Source organism: Candidatus Blastococcus massiliensis AP3 (genome assembly GCF_000582785.1).
GTDB classification, from domain to species: Bacteria; Actinomycetota; Actinomycetes; order Mycobacteriales; family Geodermatophilaceae; genus Blastococcus; species Blastococcus massiliensis.
Genome location: NZ_HG931174.1, coordinates 740,147 through 763,371, shown reverse-complemented (window position 1 = coordinate 763,371; position 23,225 = coordinate 740,147). Strand labels below are relative to the sequence as shown.

General features: G+C 73.8%; 24 protein-coding genes and 4 tRNA genes. 16 read left to right on the top strand and 12 right to left on the bottom strand.

Annotation, left to right across the window (positions count from 1 at the left end; translation table 11 throughout):
- Nucleotides 1-40 precede the first annotated feature (40 nt).
- The gene (locus BN344_RS12150; RefSeq protein WP_051515836.1) at nucleotides 41-826 is read left to right on the top strand and encodes an acyl-CoA thioesterase domain-containing protein; all 786 of its coding nucleotides are present in this window, start codon (nucleotides 41-43) and stop codon (nucleotides 824-826) included.
- A 16-nt stretch (nucleotides 827-842) separates the two neighbouring features.
- Here the strand turns inward: BN344_RS12150 and BN344_RS20300 are convergent, their stop codons facing one another.
- Together BN344_RS20300 and BN344_RS12145 are read right to left on the bottom strand one after the other, a co-directional pair.
- Nucleotides 843-989: an MFS transporter small subunit gene (locus BN344_RS20300; protein ID WP_166518231.1), complete on the bottom strand. Its 147-nt coding sequence runs from the start codon at nucleotides 987-989 to the stop codon at nucleotides 843-845.
- The gene (locus BN344_RS12145; RefSeq protein WP_040339178.1) at nucleotides 986-2,395 is read right to left on the bottom strand and encodes an OFA family MFS transporter; all 1,410 of its coding nucleotides are present in this window, start codon (nucleotides 2,393-2,395) and stop codon (nucleotides 986-988) included. Before BN344_RS12145 ends, BN344_RS20300 begins: the two co-directional genes overlap by 4 nt.
- A gap of 204 nt (nucleotides 2,396-2,599) precedes the next feature.
- On the opposite strand from BN344_RS12145, the gene BN344_RS12140 reads away from it, so the two are divergent.
- From BN344_RS12140 to BN344_RS19910, 3 genes are all read left to right on the top strand, one after another.
- A complete protein-coding gene (locus BN344_RS12140; RefSeq protein ID WP_040338689.1) occupies nucleotides 2,600-3,685 on the top strand; it encodes an S-(hydroxymethyl)mycothiol dehydrogenase in 1,086 nt (361 codons plus the stop codon).
- 79 nt (nucleotides 3,686-3,764) lie between these two features.
- Nucleotides 3,765-4,376: an MBL fold metallo-hydrolase gene (locus tag BN344_RS12135; protein ID WP_040338688.1), complete on the top strand. Its 612-nt coding sequence runs from the start codon at nucleotides 3,765-3,767 to the stop codon at nucleotides 4,374-4,376.
- A gap of 190 nt (nucleotides 4,377-4,566) precedes the next feature.
- Complete coding sequence (locus BN344_RS19910; protein ID WP_155858856.1) at nucleotides 4,567-4,779, top strand: hypothetical protein; 213 nt, start codon at nucleotides 4,567-4,569, stop codon at nucleotides 4,777-4,779.
- Nucleotides 4,780-4,815: 36 nt separating this feature from the next.
- Here the strand turns inward: BN344_RS19910 and BN344_RS12125 are convergent, their stop codons facing one another.
- Nucleotides 4,816-5,478 (bottom strand): DUF5701 family protein, encoded by a 663-nt coding sequence (locus BN344_RS12125; RefSeq protein WP_040338686.1) that lies wholly within the window; start codon nucleotides 5,476-5,478, stop codon nucleotides 4,816-4,818.
- A gap of 161 nt (nucleotides 5,479-5,639) precedes the next feature.
- Here BN344_RS12125 and purF point away from each other — a divergent pair, with 161 nt between their 5' ends.
- Both purF and purM read left to right on the top strand, forming a co-directional pair.
- Entirely contained in the window at nucleotides 5,640-7,178 is a 1,539-nt protein-coding gene (gene purF, locus BN344_RS12120; protein WP_040339177.1) for an amidophosphoribosyltransferase, read from the top strand.
- Nucleotides 7,175-8,236 carry a phosphoribosylformylglycinamidine cyclo-ligase gene (gene purM / locus BN344_RS12115; protein WP_040338685.1) on the top strand — a complete coding sequence of 354 codons (1,062 nt, stop codon included), beginning with the start codon at nucleotides 7,175-7,177 and terminating at the stop codon, nucleotides 8,234-8,236. Before purF ends, purM begins: the two co-directional genes overlap by 4 nt.
- Before the next feature lie 119 nt (nucleotides 8,237-8,355).
- Here the strand turns inward: purM and BN344_RS12110 are convergent, their stop codons facing one another.
- On the bottom strand, nucleotides 8,356-8,580 hold the full coding sequence (locus tag BN344_RS12110; RefSeq protein ID WP_040338684.1) for a DUF3073 domain-containing protein: 225 nt from the start codon (nucleotides 8,578-8,580) through the stop codon (nucleotides 8,356-8,358).
- 172 nt (nucleotides 8,581-8,752) lie between these two features.
- Nucleotides 8,753-9,817 (bottom strand): Glu/Leu/Phe/Val family dehydrogenase, encoded by a 1,065-nt coding sequence (locus BN344_RS12105; protein WP_040338683.1) that lies wholly within the window; start codon nucleotides 9,815-9,817, stop codon nucleotides 8,753-8,755.
- A gap of 277 nt (nucleotides 9,818-10,094) precedes the next feature.
- On the opposite strand from BN344_RS12105, the gene BN344_RS12100 reads away from it, so the two are divergent.
- The 5 genes from BN344_RS12100 to BN344_RS12080 all read left to right on the top strand — a co-directional run bounded on the left by BN344_RS12100 (nucleotide 10,095) and on the right by BN344_RS12080 (nucleotide 16,242).
- On the top strand, nucleotides 10,095-11,390 hold the full coding sequence (locus tag BN344_RS12100; protein WP_231486750.1) for a M23 family metallopeptidase: 1,296 nt from the start codon (nucleotides 10,095-10,097) through the stop codon (nucleotides 11,388-11,390).
- Nucleotides 11,391-11,498: 108 nt separating this feature from the next.
- Nucleotides 11,499-12,368: an MBL fold metallo-hydrolase gene (locus tag BN344_RS12095; protein WP_155858855.1), complete on the top strand. Its 870-nt coding sequence runs from the start codon at nucleotides 11,499-11,501 to the stop codon at nucleotides 12,366-12,368.
- Nucleotides 12,365-13,690 (top strand): class I adenylate-forming enzyme family protein, encoded by a 1,326-nt coding sequence (locus BN344_RS12090; protein WP_040338681.1) that lies wholly within the window; start codon nucleotides 12,365-12,367, stop codon nucleotides 13,688-13,690. Before BN344_RS12095 ends, BN344_RS12090 begins: the two co-directional genes overlap by 4 nt.
- Entirely contained in the window at nucleotides 13,683-15,176 is a 1,494-nt protein-coding gene (gene mftG / locus BN344_RS12085; RefSeq protein WP_040338680.1) for a mycofactocin dehydrogenase MftG, read from the top strand. The genes BN344_RS12090 and mftG overlap by 8 nt, the downstream gene beginning before the upstream one ends.
- Before the next feature lie 91 nt (nucleotides 15,177-15,267).
- Nucleotides 15,268-16,242, top strand: a complete 975-nt coding sequence (locus BN344_RS12080) for a phosphotriesterase family protein (RefSeq protein WP_040338679.1) — start codon at nucleotides 15,268-15,270, stop codon at nucleotides 16,240-16,242.
- A 117-nt stretch (nucleotides 16,243-16,359) separates the two neighbouring features.
- Here the strand turns inward: BN344_RS12080 and BN344_RS12075 are convergent, their stop codons facing one another.
- Nucleotides 16,360-16,581: a hypothetical protein gene (locus BN344_RS12075; protein WP_040339175.1), complete on the bottom strand. Its 222-nt coding sequence runs from the start codon at nucleotides 16,579-16,581 to the stop codon at nucleotides 16,360-16,362.
- Between the two features lie 260 nt (nucleotides 16,582-16,841).
- On the opposite strand from BN344_RS12075, the gene BN344_RS12070 reads away from it, so the two are divergent.
- Nucleotides 16,842-17,549, top strand: a complete 708-nt coding sequence (locus tag BN344_RS12070; protein ID WP_051515835.1) for a hypothetical protein — start codon at nucleotides 16,842-16,844, stop codon at nucleotides 17,547-17,549.
- A 171-nt stretch (nucleotides 17,550-17,720) separates the two neighbouring features.
- Complete coding sequence (locus BN344_RS12065; RefSeq protein ID WP_051515834.1) at nucleotides 17,721-18,749, top strand: glycosyltransferase; 1,029 nt, start codon at nucleotides 17,721-17,723, stop codon at nucleotides 18,747-18,749.
- Nucleotides 18,750-18,788: 39 nt separating this feature from the next.
- Here BN344_RS12065 and BN344_RS12060 read toward each other — a convergent pair.
- From BN344_RS12060 to BN344_RS12035, 6 genes are all read right to left on the bottom strand, one after another.
- Nucleotides 18,789-18,862: transfer RNA gene (locus tag BN344_RS12060), tRNA-Phe, on the bottom strand.
- Nucleotides 18,863-18,886: 24 nt separating this feature from the next.
- Nucleotides 18,887-18,960, bottom strand: a tRNA-Asp gene (locus BN344_RS12055).
- A 14-nt stretch (nucleotides 18,961-18,974) separates the two neighbouring features.
- Nucleotides 18,975-19,047 (bottom strand) — tRNA-Glu (locus BN344_RS12050).
- 88 nt (nucleotides 19,048-19,135) lie between these two features.
- The gene (locus BN344_RS12045; protein WP_040338677.1) at nucleotides 19,136-19,471 is read right to left on the bottom strand and encodes a hypothetical protein; all 336 of its coding nucleotides are present in this window, start codon (nucleotides 19,469-19,471) and stop codon (nucleotides 19,136-19,138) included.
- Between the two features lie 48 nt (nucleotides 19,472-19,519).
- The gene (locus tag BN344_RS12040) at nucleotides 19,520-21,058 is read right to left on the bottom strand and encodes a metallophosphoesterase (protein ID WP_081788635.1); all 1,539 of its coding nucleotides are present in this window, start codon (nucleotides 21,056-21,058) and stop codon (nucleotides 19,520-19,522) included.
- 62 nt (nucleotides 21,059-21,120) lie between these two features.
- On the bottom strand, nucleotides 21,121-21,642 hold the full coding sequence (locus BN344_RS12035; protein ID WP_040338676.1) for a GtrA family protein: 522 nt from the start codon (nucleotides 21,640-21,642) through the stop codon (nucleotides 21,121-21,123).
- Nucleotides 21,643-21,827: 185 nt separating this feature from the next.
- Here BN344_RS12035 and BN344_RS12030 point away from each other — a divergent pair, with 185 nt between their 5' ends.
- The 3 genes from BN344_RS12030 (at nucleotide 21,828) to BN344_RS12025 (ending at nucleotide 23,168) form a co-directional block, all read left to right on the top strand.
- Complete coding sequence (locus BN344_RS12030; RefSeq protein WP_051515833.1) at nucleotides 21,828-22,709, top strand: Rieske (2Fe-2S) protein; 882 nt, start codon at nucleotides 21,828-21,830, stop codon at nucleotides 22,707-22,709.
- A 212-nt stretch (nucleotides 22,710-22,921) separates the two neighbouring features.
- A complete protein-coding gene (locus BN344_RS21040; protein WP_269319902.1) occupies nucleotides 22,922-23,053 on the top strand; it encodes a hypothetical protein in 132 nt (43 codons plus the stop codon).
- Between the two features lie 42 nt (nucleotides 23,054-23,095).
- Nucleotides 23,096-23,168 (top strand) — tRNA-Lys (locus BN344_RS12025).
- The last annotated feature ends 57 nt before the right edge of the window (nucleotides 23,169-23,225 follow it).

Sequence of the window (23,225 nt, the reverse complement as noted above, 5' to 3'; positions counted from 1 at the left end):
CTCGACCCCGTGCGGATCGGCCGCACCGCACGGAGGTGTCATGCAGGCGTCGTTCACGCCCGACGGGGAGCTGCTGGTGCCGTCGCCCACGGCCGCCAGCCCCTGGTCCGACGAGATGGTCAACGGCCATCACATGGGCGGACTGGTGGGGTGGGGTGTCCAGCGGGACTGCGCTGACCCGGAGTTCCAGCTCTCCCGGATGACGGTGGACATGGTCCGCGCCGTGCCGATGCGGCCGCTGCGCGTGGAGACCCGGCGCACCCGGGACGGTCGGCGGCTGCGCGCGGTCGACGTGAGCGTGCTGGCCGACGACGTCGAGGTGCTGCGGGGCTCGGCCGTGCTGCTCCGCCGGTCGGAGCACCCGGAGTCCGAACCGTGGGCACCCACTGCCTGGGACGTGCCACCGCCCGAGGCGATCGAGGGCCCGGCCGGTGGGCCGATGTCGTGGGAGATCCGGCGGATCAACCCGTGGGGCAGCGCCGAGCCGGGCCGGGTGTGGATGCGGGAGACGGCGGAGTTCGTCGCCGGCGAGCCGCTCACGCCGCTGCTCCGCGCCGCCCTGATGGCCGACTTCACCAACCCGCTGTCGAACTCGGGTCCCGACGGTCTGGCGTTCATCAACACCGACGTGACGATGTACCTGGTCCGCGATCCCCGGGGCGAGTGGATCGGGATGGAGAGCGCCGGGCACCTCGGGGACGGCGGCGTCGCGTTCGGCACCACGTGGATGTACGACCGCGACGGGCTGATCGGGCACGGCGTCGCCGGCGCCCTGCCCGACCCGCGGATCCAGGCCCGCCAGGCCGGGCGGCCCGGGCCGCGCTGAGCCCGGGGCTCGGCGCTCAGCCGCCGAACAGCGAACTCGCCGTCTTCACCGTCTGGAACAGGCCGTAGGCGAGCGGCACGCCCACGAGGGTCCACGCGACGGCGATGAGGGCCGCGGGGGTGCGGGTGGGCTGCTGGTTCCCGGTCGGGGCCGGACTGCTCATCGGACGGCGCTCTCTTCGTTGTCGGGGGCGGACGGGGACGACGTCGGCTCGTGCCACTTGTCGGCGACCGGCTTGACCAGGAGGTTGGCCACGAAGCCCACCGCGAGCAGGCCGACCATGATGAACAGGGCCGGCCGGTAGTCGCCGGCGACCAGTTCCCCGGGCTCGCCGTCGGCCATGTCGAGCACGCCGTTGATGATCAGCGGACCGGCGATGCCGGCGGCCGACCACGCGGTGAGCAGCCGGCCGTGGATGGCGCCGACCTGGAAGGTGCCGAAGAGGTCGCGCAGGTAGGCCGGGATCGTCGCGAAGCCGCCGCCGTAGAAGCTGATGATGATCGCGGCGGTGATGACGAAGATCCAGGTCGCGCTGCTGCCCAGCGTCGCCAGGATGATGTAGAGCACGATGCCGACGCCGAGGTAGATCATGTAGATCGGCTTGCGGCCGATGTAGTCCGACGTGGTCGACCAGGCGAAGCGGCCGCCCATGTTGAACAGCGAGAGCAGCCCGACGAAGCCTGCGGCCGTCGTGGCGGCGACCGCGGATGTCGCGCCGTCGCGGAAGAAGTCCTGGATCATCGGCGCGGCCTGCTCGAGGATGCCGATGCCCGCGGTCACGTTGCAGAACAGCACGATCCACAGCAGCCAGAACTGCGGCGTCCGGATCGCGTTGTTCGCGGAGACGCTCTCGCTGGTGACCAGCGCCTTCTGCTTCACGGTGGACGGGTCGAACCCGTCGGGCTTCCAGCCCTCGGCCGGGACGCGCACGATGAACGCGCCGAACATCATGAACACCGCGTAGAGCGCGGCGAGGGTGAGGAAGAGCAGGGCCACCGACTCGCCGTCGGGCACCGTGCCCGCGGTGCCGTCGTAGTCGGGGTCGTAGAAGTTCATCAGCTGGCGGGACAGCGGCGAGGCGATGAGCGCGCCACCGCCGAAGCCCATGATCGCCATGCCGGTCGCCAGGCCCGGGCGGTCGGGGAACCACTTGATCAGGGTGGAGACCGGCGAGATGTAGCCGATGCCCAGACCGATGCCGCCCAGGACGCCGTAGCCGAAGTACAGCAGCCACAGCTGGTCGGTGTAGATGCCCAGCGATCCGACGAGGAAGCCGCTGACCCAGAAGACCGCGGAGGTGAACATCGCCGCGCGGGGCCCGTTGCGGTCCACCCACGTGCCGAAGACCGCGGCGGAGAGCCCGAGCATCACGATCGCGATCGAGAAGATGATGCCGATCGCGGTCAGGCTGGCGTCGAAGTGCTGGACCAGTGCGGTCTTGTAGACGCTGGTGGCGTAGGCCTGGCCGATGCACAGGTGGACGGCGAGGGCGGCCGGCGGGATGAGCCACCGGTTGAAGCCTGGCCGGGCGATGATGCGCTCGCGGGCCAGGAAGGCGGGTACGGCCACGGACGGACCTCCGGGGACGGGGTTCGGCGCGACCGGTCGGACGCGACCCGTGCTGTGCGCGGTGGTGTGCGCCACAGCCGGTGGGAACGTACGACGGCTGCCCGCGGCTCGCAGGTCCAACGGGCAACCGTGACGTCCGCGTGACCGGTCCGGGACGCCCCGGCTCCCCGGGCCACGGGCGCGCACCGCGCCTAGGCTCCGGGCATGGCCTACGAGGTGAAGGGCGTCGTCGCCCGCGGCAAGGGCGCGCCGGTCGCGATCGAGACGATCCTGGTGCCCGATCCGGGGCCCGGTGAGGCGGTCGTGGACGTGCAGGCCTGCGGGGTCTGCCACACCGACCTGCACTACCGCGAGGGCGGCATCAACGACGACTACCCGTTCCTCCTCGGCCACGAGGCGGCCGGCGTCGTCTCCGCGATCGGCGAAGGCGTGACCGACGTGGCGGTCGGCGACTACGTCGTCCTCAACTGGCGGGCGGTCTGCGGCTCGTGCCGGGCCTGCCTCAAGGGGCAGTTGCAGTACTGCTTCAACACCCACAACGCGGCGCAGAAGATGACGCTGGCCGACGGCACCGAGCTGTCCCCCGCGCTGGGCATCGGCGCGTTCGCGGAGAAGACGCTCGTGCACTCCGGGCAGTGCACGAAGGTCGACCCTGCCGCCCCGCCGACGGCCGCCGGCCTGCTCGGCTGCGGCGTCATGGCGGGCGTCGGGGCCGCCATCAACACCGGGGCCGTGCGGCGCGGCGAGAGCGTCGCCGTCTTCGGCTGCGGCGGTGTCGGGGACGCGGCGATCGCCGGGGCGACGCTGGCCGGAGCGTCGACGATCATCGCCGTCGACATCGACGACCGGAAGCTGGAGTGGGCGAGGAAGTTCGGCGCCACCCACACGGTGAACTCCAGGGACGGCGACGCCGTCGAGGCGATCAAGGCGCTGACCGGAGGCTTCGGGGTGGACGTCGCGATCGACGCCGTCGGCCACCCGAAGGTCTTCGAGCAGGCGTTCTACGCCCGTGACCTCGCCGGGCGGGTGGTCATGGTCGGCGTCCCGACGCCGGACATGGAGGTGACCCTGCCGGCCATCGAGATCTTCGGCCGCGGCGGGGCGATCACGTCTTCCTGGTACGGCGACTGCCTGCCCAGCCGCGACTTCCCGATGCTGGTCGACCTGTACCTGCAGGGCCGCTTCCCGCTCGACGACTTCGTCAGCGAGACGATCGGCCTGGGCGACGTCGAGGAGGCCTTCGCCAAGATGCACCGCGGCGAGGTCCTGCGATCGGTCGTGGTGCTCTGATGGCCGCGAGAGCGACGGGCGAGCGAGCATCGCAGGGAGCGCCGGCGACCGAGGAGCGGAACGAGCCCGGAGGCGAGCGATGAGCACCGCCCGCATCGACAAGGTCGTCATCCCCGGTGTCTTCTCCCTCGACGGGCAGGACTTCGACGTCGAGAACAACGTCTGGCTGGTCGGGGACGACGACGAGGTGCTCGTCATCGACGCGCCGCACGACGCCGGCCCGATCGTCGAGGCGATCGGCGGGCGCAGGGTGACCGCGATCGTGCTGACCCACGGACACAACGACCACATCACCGCCGCCCCGGCGCTGCGGGAGGCGACCGGTGCGCCGATCTGGTTCAGCGGTCAGGACCGGATGCTCTGGGACATGACGCATGCGGGCGCCGAGCCGGACCAGGACCTGGCCCCCGGGACGCGCTTCACCGTGGCGCGCACCACGCTCACCGCGCTGCACACGCCGGGTCACTCGCCGGGCAGCACCTGCCTGCACGCCCCCGACCTGAACACCGTGTTCACCGGCGACACGCTGTTCCACGGCGGTCCCGGAGCCACCGGCCGGTCGTTCAGCGACCACCCGACGATCCTGGACTCGATCCGGTCACAGCTGTTCAGCCTGCACGGCGACACGGTGGTGAGGACCGGGCACGGCGACGACACGACGATCGCCGCCGAGCTGCGCAACCTCGGCTGACCGAGGTCAACCCGCCGGTCGCGTCCTCCGAGTCCGGAGGCCCGCCCGACCCCGTGCTGGACGGCGGCTCCGTGCGCTCGAGGCGCTGGCGGATCGCCGCGACGTTGAGCGCCAGGTCCTCGAGGGCCTCGACGGCGCGCGTCGCCAGGGCGAACGTGAGGTTCTCCCGCTGTTCCTCGGGGCTCGGCTCGTGGAAACGCTGGTCGCTCCGGGACGGACGCCCGCCGGCGAAGGACTCGCGGAACCGGCGCGTCACGTCGGCCCAGGGATCCTCGCCGCCACCTGGTTCGTCGCGTCGCGCATCGCCGAGCAGTTCGCGCAGCATGCGCTGCGCCATCTCGAAGAACTCACCCGGATCGGGCCGATCGTTCGGCATCGCTCGCCTCCTGTGGTGAGGACGTGACCTCGGTAGAACGTGGCCGACACCGTCCAGGATCCGTCAGACGGCGGCGCGCCGCTGTCCGGAGGCGAAGCCGAGCCAGGTGTGCCGGTTGCCGGCCCAGCACCAGCCGACCTTCGGCGCGCCCCGCCGCTCGCGGCCGTCCCGGCCGGTGCCGTTGCTGATCCACAGCGCCGGGGTACGGGAGTCGAGGCGGCCGTTCGGCTTGCGCAGCCGCGAGCCGATGGTCATGAAGCAGACGTTGCGCTCGAGGACGTCCGGGCACTGGAGCAGCCAGTGGATCCCCTCGGGGAGGGTGAGCGGCGTCCGGCCCGCGCCGGTGATGGCCGGGAGCGCCTCGTCCGGGCTCCGGTTCAGCATCTCGTCACCCCGCCCGACCCCGCTCACGGCGTAGACGGCGGCGTCGGGCAGGTGCACCGACTCGATCGGCGCGAACGCGTCGACATCGGTCATGTCGGCGACGACGAACCCGGGCCTGCCCTCGAGCTCGAGCAGCGGGGCCAGGGCGGACGCCGGCGCACGGTCGGGGTGGACGACCAGGAGGGCGCCCGGAGCGAGGAGCGCGGCGGTGGCGCGGAGCTCGGTGGAGGTCAGCCCGGCGATCTCGTGCACGCCGAGGGCCACGAGCCGCTCGGCCTGGGCCGGGGCGGGCGGCAGCGGGACGGTGGCAGGAGGGGGGGCGGGTGCGGTGGGCGTGGGCACAGGCGGACCTCCGTGGCCGGTGGGGACCGTTCGACAACGCGTTTCCCGGCCGTCCGGTTCCCGCTGGGCGGCCCGACGACCTGCGACGACGCCCCCGGGGGGTGATGCGGGACACCCGCTCGGGGCTGGGCAGGGCCGCGCACGCCGGTACGCTCGACCACGTGCCTCGCGGTGATGGTCGGCTCACGCACGACCTCGACCCCCAGTCCCCCGGACCCCAGGACGCCTGCGGCGTCTTCGGTGTGTGGGCGCCAGGGGAAGAGGTCGCCAAGCTGACCTACTTCGGCCTGTACGCGCTCCAGCACCGCGGTCAGGAGGCGGCCGGGATCGCCGTCTCCGACGGCTCCTCCGTCGTGGTCTACAAGGACCTCGGGCTGGTCAGCCAGGTCTTCGACGAGGCGACCCTGGGCAGCCTCCGCGGGCACATCGCCGTCGGCCACACCCGGTACTCGACCACCGGTGCCTCGACGTGGGAGAACGCCCAGCCCACCTTCCGCACGACCGGGGCCGGTGCCGGCCTGGCGCTGTGCCACAACGGGAACCTGGTGAACACCGCCGAGCTCGCCGTCAAGGCGGCCGACGCCGGCGTGCCGGGCGCCTTCGTGGCGACCAACGACTCGGACCTGATCACCGCGCTGATCGCCGCCCGTCCCGACGTCCCGGTCGAGACCGCGGCGATGGAGATCCTGCCGCAGCTCCGCGGCGCCTTCAGCCTCACGTTCATGGACGAGGACACGCTCTACGCGGCGCGTGACCCGCAGGGCGTCCGCCCGCTCGTGCTCGGCCGGCTGGAGCGTGGCTGGGTGGTGGCCAGCGAGACCGCGGCGCTGGACATCGTCGGAGCCTCCGTGGTGCGCGAGGTCGAGCCCGGTGAGCTCATCGCCATCGACGAGAACGGGCTGCGCAGCCAGCACTTCGCGCCGGCCCAGCCCAAGGGCTGCGTCTTCGAGTACGTGTACCTGGCCCGCCCCGACACCACGATCTCCGGCCGCGGCGTCCACGCCGCCCGTGTGGAGATCGGCCGGCGGCTGGCCAAGGAGCACCCGGTCGAGGCCGACCTGGTCATCCCCGTGCCCGAGTCGGGCACCCCGGCGGCGGTCGGGTACGCCCAGGCCTCGGGCATCCCGTACGGCCTGGGCCTGGTCAAGAACTCCTACGTCGGGCGCACGTTCATCCAGCCCTCGCAGACGATCCGCCAGCTGGGCATCCGGCTCAAGCTGAACCCGCTGCGCGACGTCATCCGCGGCAAGCGGCTGGTCGTCGTCGACGACTCCATCGTCCGCGGCAACACCCAGCGGGCGCTGGTGCGGATGCTGCGCGAGGCGGGCGCCGTCGAGGTGCACGTCCGCATCGCCTCCCCGCCGGTGAAGTGGCCGTGCTTCTACGGCATCGACTTCGCCAGCCCGGCCGAGCTCATCGCCAACGGGCTGGACATCGACGGCGTGCGGGCGTCGATCAACGCCGACTCGCTGGGCTACGTCTCCGAGCAGGGGCTGATCGCCGCGACCGAGCAGCCGGCCAACCGGCTGTGCACCGCCTGCTTCACGGGGAAGTACCCGATACCGCTGGAGCAGCCCGAGGTGCTCGGCAAGCATGTGCTCGAAGGCATCGGGAGCCGCGCGCTGACCGGGTGGACCGGTCAGCAGGCCGGCAGCGCCACCGTCCCCGGCGGCGCCGAGGACGCCCTGCTGCGCCCGTGACCGAGCAGCAGTTCACCTACGCCGCCTCCGGCGTCGACATCGACGCCGGAGAGCGAGCGGTCACCCTGATGAAGGCCGCGGTCGAGAAGACCAACCGGCCCGAGGTGGTCGGTGGCCTCGGCGGGTTCGCCGGACTGTTCGCCCTCGACGTCCAGAAGTACCGCAAGCCCCTGCTCGCCTCCTCCACCGACGGCGTCGGCACCAAGATCGCGCTGGCCCGCCAGCTCGACCGGCACGACACCGTCGGCATCGACCTGGTCGCGATGGTCGTGGACGACCTCGTCGCCTGCGGGGCCGAGCCGCTGTTCCTCCAGGACTACGTCGCCTGCGGAAAGGTGGTCCCCGAGCGGATCGCCGCGATCGTGACCGGCATCGCCGCGGGCTGCACGCTGGCCGGTGCGGCCCTGGTCGGCGGGGAGACCGCGGAGCACGGCGATCTGATGGACGCCGACGAGTACGACCTCGCCGCGACCGCCGTGGGGGTGGTCGAGGCCGACGCCGTCCTGGGGCCGGAACGGGTGCGGGCCGGGGACGCCGTCGTCGCGATGCCCTCGAGCGGCTTCCACTCCAACGGGTACTCGCTGGTGCGCCGCGTCGTGGCGGCCGCCGGTCTGGACCTGCACGCCACCCCGGCCGGCCTCTCCCGCCCCCTGGGCGAGGAGCTGCTCGAGCCGACGCGGATCTACGCCCTCGACTGCCTGGCGCTGGTCGACCGGCACGGGGTCGAGCAGGTGCACGCGTTCGCGCACATCACCGGCGGCGGACTGGCCGGCAACACCGCCCGCGTCGTCCCGGCCGGTCTCGAGGCGGTGCTCGACCGGAGCACGTGGGCGCTGCCCGCCGCGGTGCGGCTGATGGAGGAGCACGGCGTGCCGCGCGAGGAGTCCGAGCGGGCCTTCAACTGCGGCGTCGGCATGGTCGCAGCCGTGGCCCCCGAGGTCGCCGACGCCGTCGTCGCCCAGCTCAACGCTGCTGGTGTCCCCTCGTGGGTGGCCGGCGAGATCCGCCCGGCCGAGGGCGAGGGCGCCACCGCCCGCCTGGAGAACACCTACCGCTGAGCGGACTTCCGGCCCCGGAAGTCCCCGGACTTTCGGGGCCGAAAGTCCCTCGGGCATGCGTCGGCACCGTGACGCCGAGGCGCCACGGTGCCGACGATCAGACGCTGCGGATCAGCGGATCAGCGGCTGGCTGCCCAGTCGTCGTCCGCGTCGTCGTCGCTCCAGCGGTCGCTGTACTCGTCGTCGTCGTCATCAGCGTCGTCCGTCGCGCGCGCAGGCGCGGAGTAGGACGGCGTTGACCCGGCGAGCTCCTTCTGCAGAGCAGACAGGTCGGTGTTGGGTGAGCTGTACTTGAGCTCACGGGCCACGCGTGTCTGCTTGGCCTTCGCTCGGCCGCGCCCCATCGGCTCGACCCCCTCGCTACGGAGTGCGGAGGTCCAGCCCCCGGGCTGGAACGGCCCGCGTGGCGACCCCGACTGAGTGACTATGTCTTGAGCAACCTTACGACACGGATCAGCACGGGGCATACGTCCCTCCCCCGAGCGGGCGGCGTGCCCGCCGCGGACGGGGATTTCCTCAGCGGGGCAGGCGGATCGCGGCCAGCCGGCCCACCGAGCGGATCCGCTCCTCGGCCAGCCGGTCGGCGGCCGCCGCGGGGGAGATGCCCTCGGCGTCGGCCAGCCCGAAGACCCGCAGCGCGACGTCGTAGATGCCCGAGGCCCGGGCCCGGGCGCGCTCGAAGGAGAAGCCGTGCCGCTCGTCCTCGACCTGGATCACGCCGCCTGCGTTCACCAGGTAATCGGGGGCGTAGAGGATGCCGCGGGACGTCAGCCGATCGGCGATCCCGGGAGCGGCGAGCTGGTTGTTGGCTCCGCCGCAGACGATCCTGGCCGGAAGTGCGGCCACCGTCGCCTCGTCCAGCGCGCCGCCCAGGGCGCAGGGGGCGTACACGTCGTGGGGCGTGGTGACCAGCGCGGCGGTGTCGGCGACCGCGCGCACCTGCGGGTGGCGGGCGCGCACCCGCTCGACCGCCGCGTCGTCGACGTCAGTGACCACCAGGTCGGCCCCGTCGGCGACCAGCAGGTCGACGAGCTCGGAGCCCACCTTGCCGACGCCGGCGACCGCGACGGTGCGCCCGGCCAGCGTGGACGAGCCCCAGCAGTGCCGGGCGGCGGCGCGCATGCCCTGGAACACGCCGTAGGCGGTCAGCACGGAGGAGTCGCCGCAGCCGCCGTAGGCCAGGGAGCGGCCGTGCGCGAACCGGGTCTCCCGGGCGACGACGTCGAGGTCGGCGTTGTAGGTGCCGACGTCGCAGGCGGTGAGGTACCGCCCGCCCAGGGCCTCCACGAACCGGCCGTAGGCGCGCAGCAGCGCCTCGGTCTTGTCGGTCCGCGGGTCGCCGATGATCACCGCCTTGCCGCCGCCGAGGTCCAGGCCGGCGAGGCTGTTCTTGTACGACATCGCCGTCGACAGCCGCAGGGCGTCGGCGACGGCGTCCTCCTCGGAGGGGTACGGGTAGAAGCGGGTCCCGCCCAGGGCCGGCCCCAGCGCCGTGGAGTGGACGGCGATGACCGCGCGGAGTCCGGACTCCGGATCGCTGCAGAAGACGACCTGTTCGTGGCCCGAGCCGAGGATGTCCACGGCGCCGAGAGTAGAGCGCCCCCACGTCCGCGGAACGGTGACGTCGTCCCCGGTGTCGACATACCGACTGTGCCGATGCGGTGACTTACCGTTCTGATTGCGGCGCGTCAACTGTTGCGCGTGTTGCCTTTGTGACGACGGGTGACGGTGCGACTCTCGCTGGGCATCGCGACCCATTCCCCTTCCCCGGGAGCCAGTCATGTTCCAGCGCCGTCCTTCCGGACCGGCGACCGCGCGCCCCGGTGTCCGCCGCGCGCGGACCCGCCCCCTGCGCTCCGTGCTGGTCGCGGTCATGGCCGGCACGGCGCTGATGGCCACGGCCACGCCCGCCATCGCCCTCCCCCCGCCGCCGCCGAACCCGACCGACGGTCAGCTCGACGCCGCCAAGGCCCAGCAGGCCGCCGTGTCGGCCGAGGTCGGCCGCATCGCCGGCCTCGTCGCCGCCGCCGAGGCCGACCTCGAGCGGGTCGGCGTCCAGGCCGAGGCTGCCGGCACGGCCTATCTCGTCGCGGAGGAGGCCCTGCAGGTCGCGCAGGGCAAGGCCGACGAGGCCGCCGCGCAGCTCGAGCAGGCCGCCCAGGCAGTCGCCGCCGCCCAGTCCCGCATCGCTCTCTTCTCCCGCGACAGCTACATGAACGGTGGGTCGCTGACGCAGTCGGCCGCGCTACTGTCCGCCGAGGGCCCCGCTGACCTGATCCAGCGCGCCGCGATGCTGGACTACGTCGGGGCGAACAAGGTCGACGTGCTGGCCGAGATGGAGGTCGCGCGGGTGGCCCAGGCCAACGCCGAGAGCGTCGCGCGCTCCGCGCGCGACGAGATGGCGGTGGCGGAGGAGTCGGCGGCGTCCGCGAAGGCGAGGGCCGACGCCCAGCTGGCCGTCCAGCAGGGGGCCTACGCCGAGATCGAGGCACAGAAGGCCACCTACGAGACCCAGCTCCAGGCCGCGCAGATCCAGCTGCTCCAGCTGCAGGGTGCGCGCGACGCCCACCAGGCGTGGCAGCAGCAGAAGGCCGCAGAGGAGGCGGCGGAACGGGCGGCGGCCGAGCGCGCCGCGGCCGAGGCCGCGGCCGCCGCGGCGGCGGCCCGTAACTCCTCCGGCAGCTCCGGCGGCTCCTCCGGAGGTTCCTCCGGTGGGTCGTCCGGCGGTGGGGGGTCCTCCTCGGGGGGCACCTACGTGAGGCCGACGTCGGGCTGGGTGTCGAGCTGCTTCGGCATGCGCTGGGGAGTGCTGCACGGCGGCGTGGACATCGCGGCGCCCATCGGAACACCGGTCTACGCGGCGCACTCCGGTGTCGTGCAGCGCGCCGGGACGGCGAGCGGCTTCGGGTACGCCGTCTACATCCTGGGCGACGACGGCTACGTGACGGTCTACGGGCACGTGAACCGGTACTTCGTCCGCGCCGGGGAGCGGGTGCGGGCCGGCGAGGTGATCGCCGAGGTCGGCAACCGCGGGAACTCCACCGGACCGCACCTGCACTTCGAGGCCCACCCCAACGGCGTGCTGCACGGCGGGCAGATCGATCCCGTCGGCTGGCTCAGGGCACGCGGCGTCGACCTCGGGAACCGGTGCTGACGCCGGCATGGAGACGACTGCGGTCCGCCACCTCGGGGATCGGTGGCGGGCCGCAGTACTCCGGACGCGCCTGGGCATCCCCCCGCCGGCGCGGCTAGCGTGCCGGACGTGAACGCACCCGTCGATCCGCGCGCCACCTGGCAGCTCCCCGCGCCCGGCGGCATGCCGCGCACCGCGGAGCTGGAGCCGCTGGTCACCCGGGTGCTGGCACCCAACCCCTCGGGCATGACCCTCGACGGCACGAACACCTATCTGGTCGGCGCGCCGGGCAGCGGCCAGGCGGTGCTGGTCGACCCCGGCCCCGACGACCCGGCCCACCTCGCGGCGGTGGAGACGGCCCTCGTGGCGCGCGGCGCCCGGTGCACGGCGGTGCTGGTCACCCACCACCACGGGGACCACGCCGATGCGGCGCTGCCCTGGTCGGCCCGCTTCGGCGCGCAGGTGATGGCCGGCAGCGGTGACGTCGCCGGACCGGACGGGCGCGTCCTCTCCGGGGGCGACCGGCTGCGACTGGCCGGCACCACGGTCGACGTCGTCCCGACGCCGGGGCACTGCGACGACCACCTGGCCTTCCGGGTCGAGTCCGGCGCCGTCCTCGTCGGCGACCACGTGCTCGGCCGGGGGACCTCGGTGGTCACCCATCCCGAGGGCGACGTGGTGGCCTACCTCGAGTCGCTGCGCCGGGTGCGCGACCTGGGCCCCAGCGCCCTCTACTGCGGGCACGGCCCCGAGCTCACCGAGAACCCCGAGGCGGTCCTCGACTACTACCTGGCCCACCGTGCCTACCGCGAGGGCCAGGTGCTGGCCGCGCTGCAGGCCGGCGCGACGACCGTCGACGAGCTGGTGGCCGGCATCTACGCGGAGGTGCCGCGGGCGGTGTGGTTCGCGGCGGCCCAGTCGACCCGGGCGACGCTGGACAAGCTGCGGGCCGAAGGGAAGGTCGAGCAGGCCGCGGACGGAACGGTGGGCCCGGCGTGACCGTGCCCGTGGTGCGCAGCGCGGACAGCGAGCGGGACCAGCGCCGGGCGGCCGCGGCGCTGGCGGCCGCCGGTGCGCGGCGGGGCGACCGGCTGCTGGTCTCCGCCGCGGCCTCGCCCGCGCTGCTCGCCGTCGTCCTCGGTGCGCTGCGGACCGGCGTCGTCCCCGTCGTCCTCGATCCCGGCCTCCCGGCCGCCGAACGGGCGGCGCTGGCCGAGGACGCCGATCCGGCGCTGGACGTGGCCGACCGGCCGGAGACGCTCCTGACCGGGTCGGCGGAGGCCGACCTGGCCGACGTGCCCCTGGCCCGCCCGATGCACTACACGTCAGGGACGACGGGGCGGCGCAAGGGCGTGTGGTCCGGCGTGCTGACCGACGACGACGCCCGGGCCCTGGCGGCCGAGGAAATCGGGCTGTGGGACTTCAGGCCCCAGGACCGACACCTCGTGCTCTCACCGCTGCACCACAGCGCGCCGCTGCGGTTCGCGATCCACACCCTCCTCGCCGGGGGAGAGGTGCTGCTGCCGGGCCCGTTCGACGTGGCGCGGGCGGCGGAGGCGATCACGGAACTCCGGCCGACCACGACCTTCTGCGTGCCCACCCACCTGCAGCGGCTGCTCGCCGTGTCGTCCTCCGCCCACCCCGTCGACTGGTCGTCCTTCCGGCGGCTGGTGCACGCCGGGGCGCCGTGCCCCGAGCCGCTGAAGCGTGCGGTGCTCGAGGCCCTCCCGGAGGGCAGCGTCTGGGAGTTCTACGGCTCCACGGAGGCCCAGTTCACCGTCTGCTCGCCCGAGGACTGGCTCGCGCATCCCGGCAGCGTCGGGCGGGCCCGTCCCGGACGACGCCTGGAGACCGATGAGCGCGGGCAGCTGTGGTGCGCGGTCCCCCCGTGGGCGCGCTTCGAGTACTGGCGGGCACCGGAGAAGACCGCCGCCGCCTGGCGCGGGGACCGCGTGACCGTCGGCGACCTCGGCCGGGTGGACGACGACGGCATCGTCTGGCTCGACGGCCGCCGCGAGGACCTGGTCATCTCCGGCGGCGTGAACGTGTACCCCGCCGAGGTGGAGGCGGTGCTCGACGCCCACCCCGGCGTCGTGGAGAGCGCGGTGTTCGGCGTCGCGGATCCCGAGTGGGGGCAGCGGGTGGTGGGCGCCTACGTCGGCGGGGCCGACCCCGGGGACCTCACCGAGTGGGCGCGGGAGCGGCTCGGCGCGGCCAAGCGGCCCAAGGCGCTGCACCGGCTCCCCGACCTCCCGCGCACCTCCACCGGCAAGGTGCGCCGGCTCGACCTGCCCGGAGTCCTCGGGCTCGACGGTGACTGAGCCGGTCGACGTCGTCGTCGTGGGGGCCGGCACCTCCGGGTGCGCCCTGGCCGCCCGGCTGGCCGACACCGGCCGGCGCGTCCTGCTGCTGGAGGCCGGGCCGGTCCCGGCCAGCCCCGCGGACTGGCCGCCGGAGCTGCTCGACCCGGCCAGCCTCGCAGCCACCGCGAGCGGGCACCCGGCGAACTGGGACCTGCCGGCCGAGGTGCTGCCCGGCCGCACCGTCCGCATCCCCCGCGGGCGCATCGCCGGCGGATCCAGCGCGCTCAACGCCGCGGTCTTCGTGCGCGGACGGCGGGCCGACTTCGACGGCTGGGCGGCCGGCAACCCGCTGTGGTCGCACGAGCAGGTGCTCCCGGCCCTCCGCCGCCTGGAGTCCGACGCCGACTTCGGCGCCGACCCGGGGCACGGGTCCGACGGTCCGGTGCCCGTCCGGCGGCTGCCGAGCCCCTCCCCGCTGGCCGACGCCTTCGCCGCGGCGTGCGCCGAGCTCGGCTTCCCGGCCGAGCCGGACAAGAACGGCGACACCGCCCCCGGCTACGGCCCGATCCCGTTCAACGTCGACGGCGGGGTCCGGATCAATGCCGCGATGGCCTACCTCGCGCCCCGGCAGGGGGCGCCGCTGCTCACCGTGCGGGGCGGAGTGGTCGTCAGCGCCGTCCTGGTCGAGCGGGGCCGGGCCGTGGGCGTGCTCACCGACGAGGGCCCCGTGCGGGCCGGCGAGGTGGTGCTCAGCGCCGGCGCGGTCGGCTCGGCGCACCTGCTGCTGCGGTCGGGCGTCGGGCCGGCCGGCGAGCTGTCGGCGGCCGGTGTCGCCGTGGTCGCGGACCTGCCCGGGGTGGGCGCCGCGTTCTCCGACCACCCGATGGTCTACGTCCCCTACCGCCCGGCGCCCGGGGTGCCTGGGTCTGCGCTGCCCCTGCACGGCCTCCTGCACGCCCCCGTGGCCGGCCACGGACCTCTCCGCGAGGTCGAGGTCATGCCCTGGCTGCGAGCCTTCGACGACGACGCGGAGCCGATGATCGGCGTCGGGCTCCAGCACCCGGACAGCCGCGGCCGGCTGCGCCTGGACGGTGGCGATCCGGCAGGGCCGCCCCGGATCGAGTACCGCTACCTCGACGAGGAGACCGACCGGCGCGGACTGCGCGAGGGCGTGCGGACGGCGGCCACGCTGCTCGGCGCCGCCGCCTTCTCCGGACTGGCGAGCCGGTCGGCGGGGCTGCCGGATGCCGTCCTGGACGACGACGCGGCTCTCGACGGCTGGATCGCCGCACGGATCACCACGGCGGTGCACCTCTCCGGGACCGCGCCGATGGGCCCGGACGCCGATCCGGACGCGGTGGTCGACCAGCGCCTGCGCGTCCGGGGCGTCGAGGGGCTGCGCGTCGTCGACACCTCGGTGCTGCCACGGGTGCCCAGCCGGGGGACGGCGGCGACCGCGGTGCTGCTCGGCGAGCGGGCCGCCGAGCTCATGGCCGAGGACTGAGCCGGACCCGCTGACGGGAGCGCCGGGACGGGCGGCATCATCTCGGGTGTGTGAGGGCGGTCACCGCCCCAGCCGTCCCTCAGGAGGAACAGTGCCGCAGGTCCAGACCGTGCAGGGTCCCGTCGACACCGCCGAGCTCGGCCAGACGCTGATGCACGAGCACGTCTTCGTGCTGGATCCCGACGTCCAGCAGAACTATCCGGAGGAGTGGGGCAGCGAGGACCAGCGGGTCGCCGACGCCGTCGGAAAGCTGAAGGAGCTCGAGGCCGTCGGCGTGCGGACGATCGTCGACCCGACCGTGATCGGCCTGGGCCGCTACATCCCCCGGATCCAGCGGATCGCCGAGCAGGTCGACCTCAACATCGTGGTCGCCACCGGTTGCTACACCTACGACGACGTGCCGTTCTTCTTCCACCACCGCGGTCCGGCGCTCAACGCGGCGCTCGGCACCGAGGTGCCCGACCCGATGGTGGACATGTTCGTGGGCGACATCGAGGACGGCATCGCCGGCACCGGCGTGAAGGCGGCGTTCCTGAAGTGCGCCATCGACGCGCAGGGGCTGACCGCGGGGGTGGAGCGGGTGATGCGCGCGGTCGCCCGGGCCCACCACCGCACCGGCGTGCCCATCACCGTGCACACGCACCCGGGCCACCGCACGGGACTCGACGTGCAGCGGGTGTTCGGGGAGGAGGGCGTCGACCCGCGCGCCGTCGTCCTCGGGCACAGTGGTGACTCCACCGACGCCGACCACCTGTCCGAGCTGGCCGACGCCGGCTTCGTCCTCGGCATGGACCGGTTCGGCATCAACCTCGAGACGACGTTCGAGGCGCGGGCCGACGTCGTGGTGGAGATGTGCCGGCGCGGCTATGCCGAGCGGATGGTCCTGTCCCAGGACGCGTCGTGCTACATCGACTGGATCGATCCCGGGGTCATGGCGCTGCTGACCCAGTGGCGCTACACGCACATCCACCAGGAGGTGCTGCCGTACCTGCGGGAGCACGGGGTCACCGAGGACCAGATCGAGACGATGCTGGTGACCAACCCGCGGCGCTACTTCGAACGGTAGGAGAAGGACCCCGCTGCCCCCACTCGCACGCTCGCGGCGGGACCCTGCAGCGGGGCCGGAACGGCCGGCGTCCCGGCGGCGCGCAGCCGCAGCCGCCGGGACCCCGGAGTACAGGGGTCAGCGAACGGCGGGCATCTCGTTCGTCGACGGAGTGCTCAGCGGCGACCAGGCATCCGGGTGCGGCCGGCCCACCTGGTTGACCCAGGTCTCGGTCCGCCCGGTACCGGTGTCGGAACCGCGGACGATGGTCGCGGGACGGGCGCTGAGGCTCACGATGATGGTGAGCAGCACGAGCAGCCCCACGAGGACACCGCCGATGACCAGGAGCGTCGAGAGCATGCACAGAACGTAGTTGTGCGGACCGGTCCGTGTCAGCACGGCACGGCGGGCAGATTCCGCCGAAGATGGCGCACGACCTGCGCAGAACTCGATGGCTGACCTCGGCGTTCATCACGTTCAGGACGCAACGCTGCACAACGACCACGCCGGACCGCACCGTCACCGTAGCGCCGCGGACGGCTCGGCGACAGGCATCGGGGCGCGCTCGCGTCGGCCCGGCCGCGACCGGGTAGGGGACGCCGCGACGAGGGGAGCACGACGTGGCCGATCTGTCGCGGGAGGCGGGCCGCCTGGTGGCGGTGCCGCTCGGCGCGCTGGCCCGCTGGCGGAGCGGCAAGCCCATGCATCCGCGCGGCGCGGTGTTCGACGCCGTCCTGGAGCGGCACGGCGGGACGTGGGGGGTGCCCTTCCTCGACGCGGCGGCGCGCGAGCCGGTCGTCGTCCGCCTGTCCCGCGGCGCCGGCCTGCCCGCGCCGCTCCCGGACCTGCTGGGCATCGCCGTCCGCCTGGGCGCGGACTCCGCGGCGCCGGTGGACCTGCTGCTGTCGTCCACCGGTCGGGGCGCTCTCACCCGCCTGCTGCCGGTCCTGCGCAACGACGCCGCGACGGTCTACTCCTCGATCATGGCCTACAGCTCGGCCGCCGGACCGCTGCGGCTGGCTGCCCTGCCGCTCACCGACGACGTCCCCTCCGATCCGGGCCCGCTCGCCGGGGCGGCACGGACGCGGCCCCTGGTGTTCGAGCTCGCTGCCGCGCGCGGACGCGAGGCGTGGCGTCCGTTCGGGCGGCTCACGATCGGGGAGCCGGCCGAGCCGCTGGACCCCGACCTGAGGTTCGACGCGGTACGCCGGCCGCCGCCGGGACTCGTGCCCGACGGTCCGCTCGCGCGCTTCCGGGCACCGGCCTACGCGGTCTCCCAGCGGGCCCGGAGCGGGTCGCAGGCCGGCTCGGTCATCGGCATCGGCTGACGCGCTGGATCGCCCCGGTCACCCGATGGAGTCGTTCCAGGTTGGCGGCGGTGCGGTCGGGGTAGGCAGGGGCCGTCCCCGCTCGAACTCCGTGGCCCGGGGCTGATCCCGTCGACGAGGGCGCCGTTCCGGCGCGCTGCTCGACCGCCCGAGGAGCCGAACCTGCCAGTGATGGACCCTGTTCACCGACCGGGCGAGGTGTCCGTCGCCGGGCCCGGCCGGCTCCGCGTGGCGAGCGTCCCGTTCAGCGACCCGTACGTCGACGCCGTGCTGCCGGAGGAGGCCGTGCCCGTGGGCGCGCCCGGGGAGCCCAGCCGGTGGCTGGACGAGGCCTACCTGGCCGCGCACGCCGACCAGGTCGACGTGCTGCACCTGCACTCCGGCTACGGCCACCTGGGCCTCCGCGAACTGGAGAGCTGGACCGAGACGGTGCGGCGACTGGGCGTGCCGCTGGTCGTGACGGTGCACCAGCTGAGGGATCCGGCTCAGTCCTCGCGGAGCCGCCACGACGGCCACCTGCGCACCGTGCTCGCGACGGCGGAGGTCGTGCTGACCCTGACGCCCTCGGCCGCCGACGAGATCGTCGACCGCTACGGGCGCACGCCCATCGTCCTGGCGCACCCGTCGCTCGCCGTGCCCGACCCCGAGCTCGGGGCAGAGCGCGGACTGGTGGGCGTGCAGCTCGGCGTCCCGTCCTCGGCCGTGCCCGACCCCGTGGCCGTGGCCCGCGCGGCGGCCTCCGGTGCGGTCTCCGGCGGCGGCCGGTTGCGGGTGCTCGTCGAGGCCGGCGGAGACGCGCACCCCGACATCCGGGCGATGGCGGAGAGCGGGGAGCTGGAGCTGGTGGAGTACACGCGGCCGGACCTGGCGGCCCAGCTGCAGCAGCTCCACGTCGCCGTCCTGCCGGAGCGGTGCGGGACGCACTCGCGCGACCTGGAGGTGTGCCGGGACGTCGGCACTCGCGTCGTGGCCCCGAGCTGCGGGTTCTTCGCCGACCAGTGGTCGGAGGTGGTGACCTACGGCAACGACGAGCGAGACGGGCTCGATCCCGTGTCGCTCACCGCGGCGGTGTCGGCGGCGCTCACCCGGCCGATGCCGCGACCGGCGGACCGTGCCTGGCGGGAGGAGCAGCGCGCCGCGGTCCAGCGGGTGCACGCCGAGGTGTACGCCCAGGTGGCGGCGGACCGCAGCTGGGTCTAGACCCGCTGCCGAATCCGGCCGCGGGGGAAGAGAAGAGGGTGGGCAGGGGCGGGGTCGAACCGCCGACCTCTCACTTTTCAGGCGAGCGCTCGTACCGACTGAGCTACCTGCCCCTCCCGGTGCAGAACACCGGGCGGCGACCCTGACGGGACTCGAACCCGCGACCTCCGCCGTGACAGGGCGGCGCGCTAACCAACTGCGCTACAGGGCCTTGCTGTGGTGATGTGCCCCCAACGGGGTTCGAACCCGTGCTACCGCCTTGAAAGGGCGGCGTCCTGGACCACTAGACGATGAGGGCTCGTTCTGCCGGGGGCAGACGAAACAATACATGGCGCCGGAGGCCCCTCTGCAGAGGGGCGCCTCTCGGCTACCGCCCGGATCCGCCCTCAGCCCAGTGACGCGGTGAGCTCCACCGCGTCCCCCGTGACGCTCGAGCACTCCAGGTCCAGCTGGCCGGCGCTCACGCTCTCGCCCTCGGTGCAGGACACGTCGGCCGAGCCGACGCTCAGCGAGGCGCGGCCGTCCTCGACGCCCGAGAAGGAGAGCGTGGTGCCCAGGATCTCGGCCTCGGCGCCGTTGCCCGTCAGCGTCACCGTGCAGGAACTGGTCGAGCAGCGCACGTTCTCGGAGCCCACGGAGCAGCCGACCAGGGGGCTGAGCGCCAGCCCGCCGGCGAGCAGGCCGGCGGCCAGGCGGGCGCGGGACGTCGTCGTCGCGGACATGCCCCGAGACTAGGGCTGCCCGGTCGCCGCGGCAGGAGCGCCGAGCCGCTAGGAGCCCTCGTCGTCGTCCTCCGTGGCGCCGTCCTCGCCCTCCTCCTCCGCTGCGCCGTCCTCCTCCGCCGCGCCGTCCTCGTCGTCCTCCCCGTCCTCCTCGTCCTCCGCGGGCGGGACGACGATCCGCTCGATGGTCACCTCGGACTCCCCGAGCCCGCCGAGGGTGATCTCGTCGTAGGCCTGTAGCCGTCCGGTGTCCGCGGCGAAGTAGAGGACCGTGCAGGTCAGCGGCTCGGGGAACTCGCCCTGCAGCGCCCGGAGCCCGGCGCCGCCGGTCGATCCCTGGACCATGAGCAGCGTGCCGCCGTCGAGCTCGGACACCGCGCGGTCGTGGGTGTGCCCGGCCAGGATCAGCGGCACCTCGCCGTCCAGCGGTGGCGCCTGGTTCGGATCGTGGACGAGGGCGACGTCCGGGGTCTCGTCCATGTCCGCGACGACGTCCGCCAGCCGCTCGCCCGACCGGACCAGGACCTCGGGGCCGGCGTCGTCGTCGCCGGTCGACTTGTCCGGGGTGAATCTGGGATCCCGTGCGCCCACGACCGAGATGCCGGCGATCTCCACCGCGGAGTCGTCGAGGACGGTGGCGTTGGGCTGAGCGGCGATCAGGGCGGCGGTGGCGGCGGAGTCGTGGTTGCCCCGGACGTACACGTAAGGCACGCCCAGGGTGCCGACGGAGGCGATCAGCCGGTTCTCCGGCGGGCTCCCCCAGTCGGTGATGTCCCCGGTGTCGAGCACCCCGTCGACCCGGAACTGGGTCGCGACCTGTCGCACCAGGTCGAATCCCGAGGGGTTGAGGTGCAGGTCGGAGACGTGCAGCAGCGCCACGGTCTGGTCGGCGGAGCCGGGAGGCGGTAGCGCCGAGAGCGTGCTGTAGAGGGAACCGACGTTGGCGACGAGGTCCTCCAGCGACGCTCGGTAGGCGTCGAAGCGGGCGGCGATGTCCTGCGCGCTGCCGATGAGGCTGTTGGCGTTCACCAGCAGGCCGGTGTAGGTCGGCGTCGCGAGCGCTTCGGGCCGCCAGGTGCCCACGCCCACCCCCGCCACGCCCAGCAGCAGGGCGCCGGTCAGGCCGGCGGCGATCAGCGGCTCGCGGCGCCGCCGCAGGACCACCCACGTCACCAGGGCCGCACCGGCCAGCGCCACGAGCACGGTGATGACGACGAGTTTCACGACGGCGTCCTGCAGGTCCTCGGTCACCCGGTCGACCACGCCGGCCAGCCGCACCGGATCGTTGGCCAGCGCCTCGGCGCGGACCTGGTCGACGCTCTCCAGCCGGATGTCCAGCCGCAGGGGGCCGTCGAAGGCGTCGACCGCCAGGGAACCCAGGGGAGGGACGGCGACCTCCGCGCCCCCACTGCCCGGGCGGATGGCGAGCGAGGCGTCGAACGGACCGATCGGCGCGGAGATCCGGGCGAAGAGCAGGACGGCGATCAGCGCGCCGATCAGGGCCAGTCCGACGCGCATCGCCCAGGTGCCGGCGACGCGGCCGCGGCGGAGCCAGGGGGTGGGCACCTGCTCCGTCGGCTCGGTCACCTCGCTCACGCTAGCGACGGCGGAGAGGAAACGACGCGTCGAGCGAGCGGGTCGTGGCGAACTCAGGCCTCGTGGACGGCCGGACCCCGGAAGATCCAGCGCAGCGCCACGAAGCGGAGCAGGCCGATGATCGCCGTCACGACGACGACGGAGGTGATCTGCAGCTCCACGTGCTCCCCGGCGGCGGTCGTGTCCAGCCAGCCGAGCGTGACGCTGGTCGCGACGAGACCGATCACGGTGACTCCCCCGGCCTCCCACTGGGCGGTGAACCAGCCCACGCGGTCCTCGGCGTGGAAGGTCAGGCGACGGTGCATCTCGTTGGCCAGCACGGTCGAGGCCGCCGTGGCGATCAGGTGCGCCCCCAGGTACCCCATGCTCTCGAGGGACACGAACAGCAGGGCGTAGACGACGGTGGTGGAGCCGCCGACCAGGACGAACCGGGCGAACTGGGCCAGCACGTCGTCCTGCCGCAGCCGCGTGGCCAGCCGTTCGCCCAGCGGCGCCGGGGGAGTCGTCCCGGTGACCGGGTCGTCTGCGGCGTCGCTCGCCGGAGGGCGGCGTCGCAGCAGGGACGGGCGGGTCACGGAGCTCCTTCGGGGGCGGCATCGGGGCCGACTCGGTCCAGACTCCTCCTCGCGGAGCCCGTTGTCACAGGTCAGCATGCCCCTACCGCGCTGGGGAGGCAGCGCCTTTCTCCGCGGAACCACTCGTACGTGACCTCGCCGTGACCGGGGGAGTCGCCGCCGGAGCAGGCGGGTAGGGGGCGGCCATGAGCCTCATGGGGATGCTGGACCGGATCGCGAACGTCGAGACGTTCGACAAGGTGATCGAGCCGGCTCGCCGCGCCGTGCTCGGAGCGCTGAAGCCGACGGCGGTGAAGGACTTCCTCCACGGGACCTGGCTGGGCCACCCCCTCCACCCGGTCCTGGTGCAGGTGCCGGTGGGCAGTTGGGTGTCCGCCGGCCTGCTGGACGCCGTCCCCCGGCTGCGTCCGGCCGCCACCGTGCTGATCGGGGCAGGCGTGGCCGCCGCGCTGCCCGCGGCGGCATCGGGGGCCGCCGACTGGGCGGAGCAGGAGACCGGGGTGCGCCGGCTGGGCGCGCTGCACGCCGTCGCCAACACCGTGGCGCTGGGCCTCTACGTCGGTTCGCTGGCTGCTCGAAGGAACGACAGGGGCACGCTCGGACGGGTGCTGTCCTACAGCGGCCTCGCAGTCGCCGGCGGCTCGGCGGCCGTCGGCGGGCACATGTCCTACGCGCAGTCCTCGGGCGCCTCGCACGCGGCGACCGCGGTGCGCGCGCTGAGCTCGGACTGGCTGGATCTGGGGCCGCTGGACGACCTCCCCGAGGGTCGGCCGGCGCTGCGCACGGGGGCGGGTGGAGCGGCGGACGTCCCGCTCGCCGTCGTGCGGCGCGGGACGAAGGTCGACGTCTTCGTCGGCGCCTGCTCGCACCTGTCGGGCCCCCTGCAGGAGGGGTCGGTGGAGGAGGTGCGCGGCTCCGAATGCCTGGTATGCCCGTGGCACGGGTCCGCCTTCGACCTCGACAGCGGCGAGCCGCGGCGTGGGCCGGCGGCCAACCCGCAGGAGAAGCTCGAGGTGCGCATGGAGGCCGGGCGCGTGATGGCGCGCGTGCCGAGCCGGCACCGCTGAGCCGGGGCCGCCGAGCCGGCACCGCTGAGCCGGGAGAGAAGCCGGCCCGGCCGGCCCGGGGGGAACGGGTCGGCCGGGCCGGGGCACGGGGCCGCCCGTGCGCGAGGCAGGGCGGAGCGGTCATAACGGTACGTAACCGACCGCCCGGTCCGGCATCCCCTGAACGGGTGGTGTGAGCGGCCCGCATCACGACGGAGCGCTACCGCCCACGGTTGGTCCACACCCGGGCGGGGCAACGGTCGGGAGTGTTCCTCCTCTTCTCCAATCGCCTGGGCTGCCTCGGTTCGCTGGCCCTCTCCGCGCTGCTCACCCTCGTCCTGCTGCTGGCGCTCGACGTCCTGTGAGACCGAGGGTCACGGACACGTCTGGGAGACTCGCTCGCGCCAGGGCCTCTAGCTCAACTGGCAGAGCAGCGGACTTTTAATCCGCGGGTTGTGGGTTCGATCCCCACGGGGCCCACAGCGGCACCAGGTGGTGTACGGGGTCAGCGATGCGCCGTTCGAGCCGCAGGAACGG

Coding starts and splice junctions, on each gene's coding strand:
- BN344_RS12110 (WP_040338684.1), bottom strand. CDS start 8,580: ATGGGGCGCGGCCGAGCGAAGGCCAAGCAGACACGCGTGGCCCGTGAG.
- BN344_RS12065 (WP_051515834.1), top strand. CDS start 17,721: ATGGACCCTGTTCACCGACCGGGCGAGGTGTCCGTCGCCGGGCCCGGC.
- BN344_RS12045 (WP_040338677.1), bottom strand. CDS start 19,471: ATGTCCGCGACGACGACGTCCCGCGCCCGCCTGGCCGCCGGCCTGCTC.
- BN344_RS12075 (WP_040339175.1), bottom strand. CDS start 16,581: ATGCTCTCGACGCTCCTGGTCATCGGCGGTGTCCTCGTGGGGCTGCTC.
- BN344_RS12135 (WP_040338688.1), top strand. CDS start 3,765: ATGAGCACCGCCCGCATCGACAAGGTCGTCATCCCCGGTGTCTTCTCC.
- BN344_RS12140 (WP_040338689.1), top strand. CDS start 2,600: ATGGCCTACGAGGTGAAGGGCGTCGTCGCCCGCGGCAAGGGCGCGCCG.
- BN344_RS12030 (WP_051515833.1), top strand. CDS start 21,828: ATGAGCCTCATGGGGATGCTGGACCGGATCGCGAACGTCGAGACGTTC.
- BN344_RS20300 (WP_166518231.1), bottom strand. CDS start 989: ATGAGCAGTCCGGCCCCGACCGGGAACCAGCAGCCCACCCGCACCCCC.
- BN344_RS12150 (WP_051515836.1), top strand. CDS start 41: ATGCAGGCGTCGTTCACGCCCGACGGGGAGCTGCTGGTGCCGTCGCCC.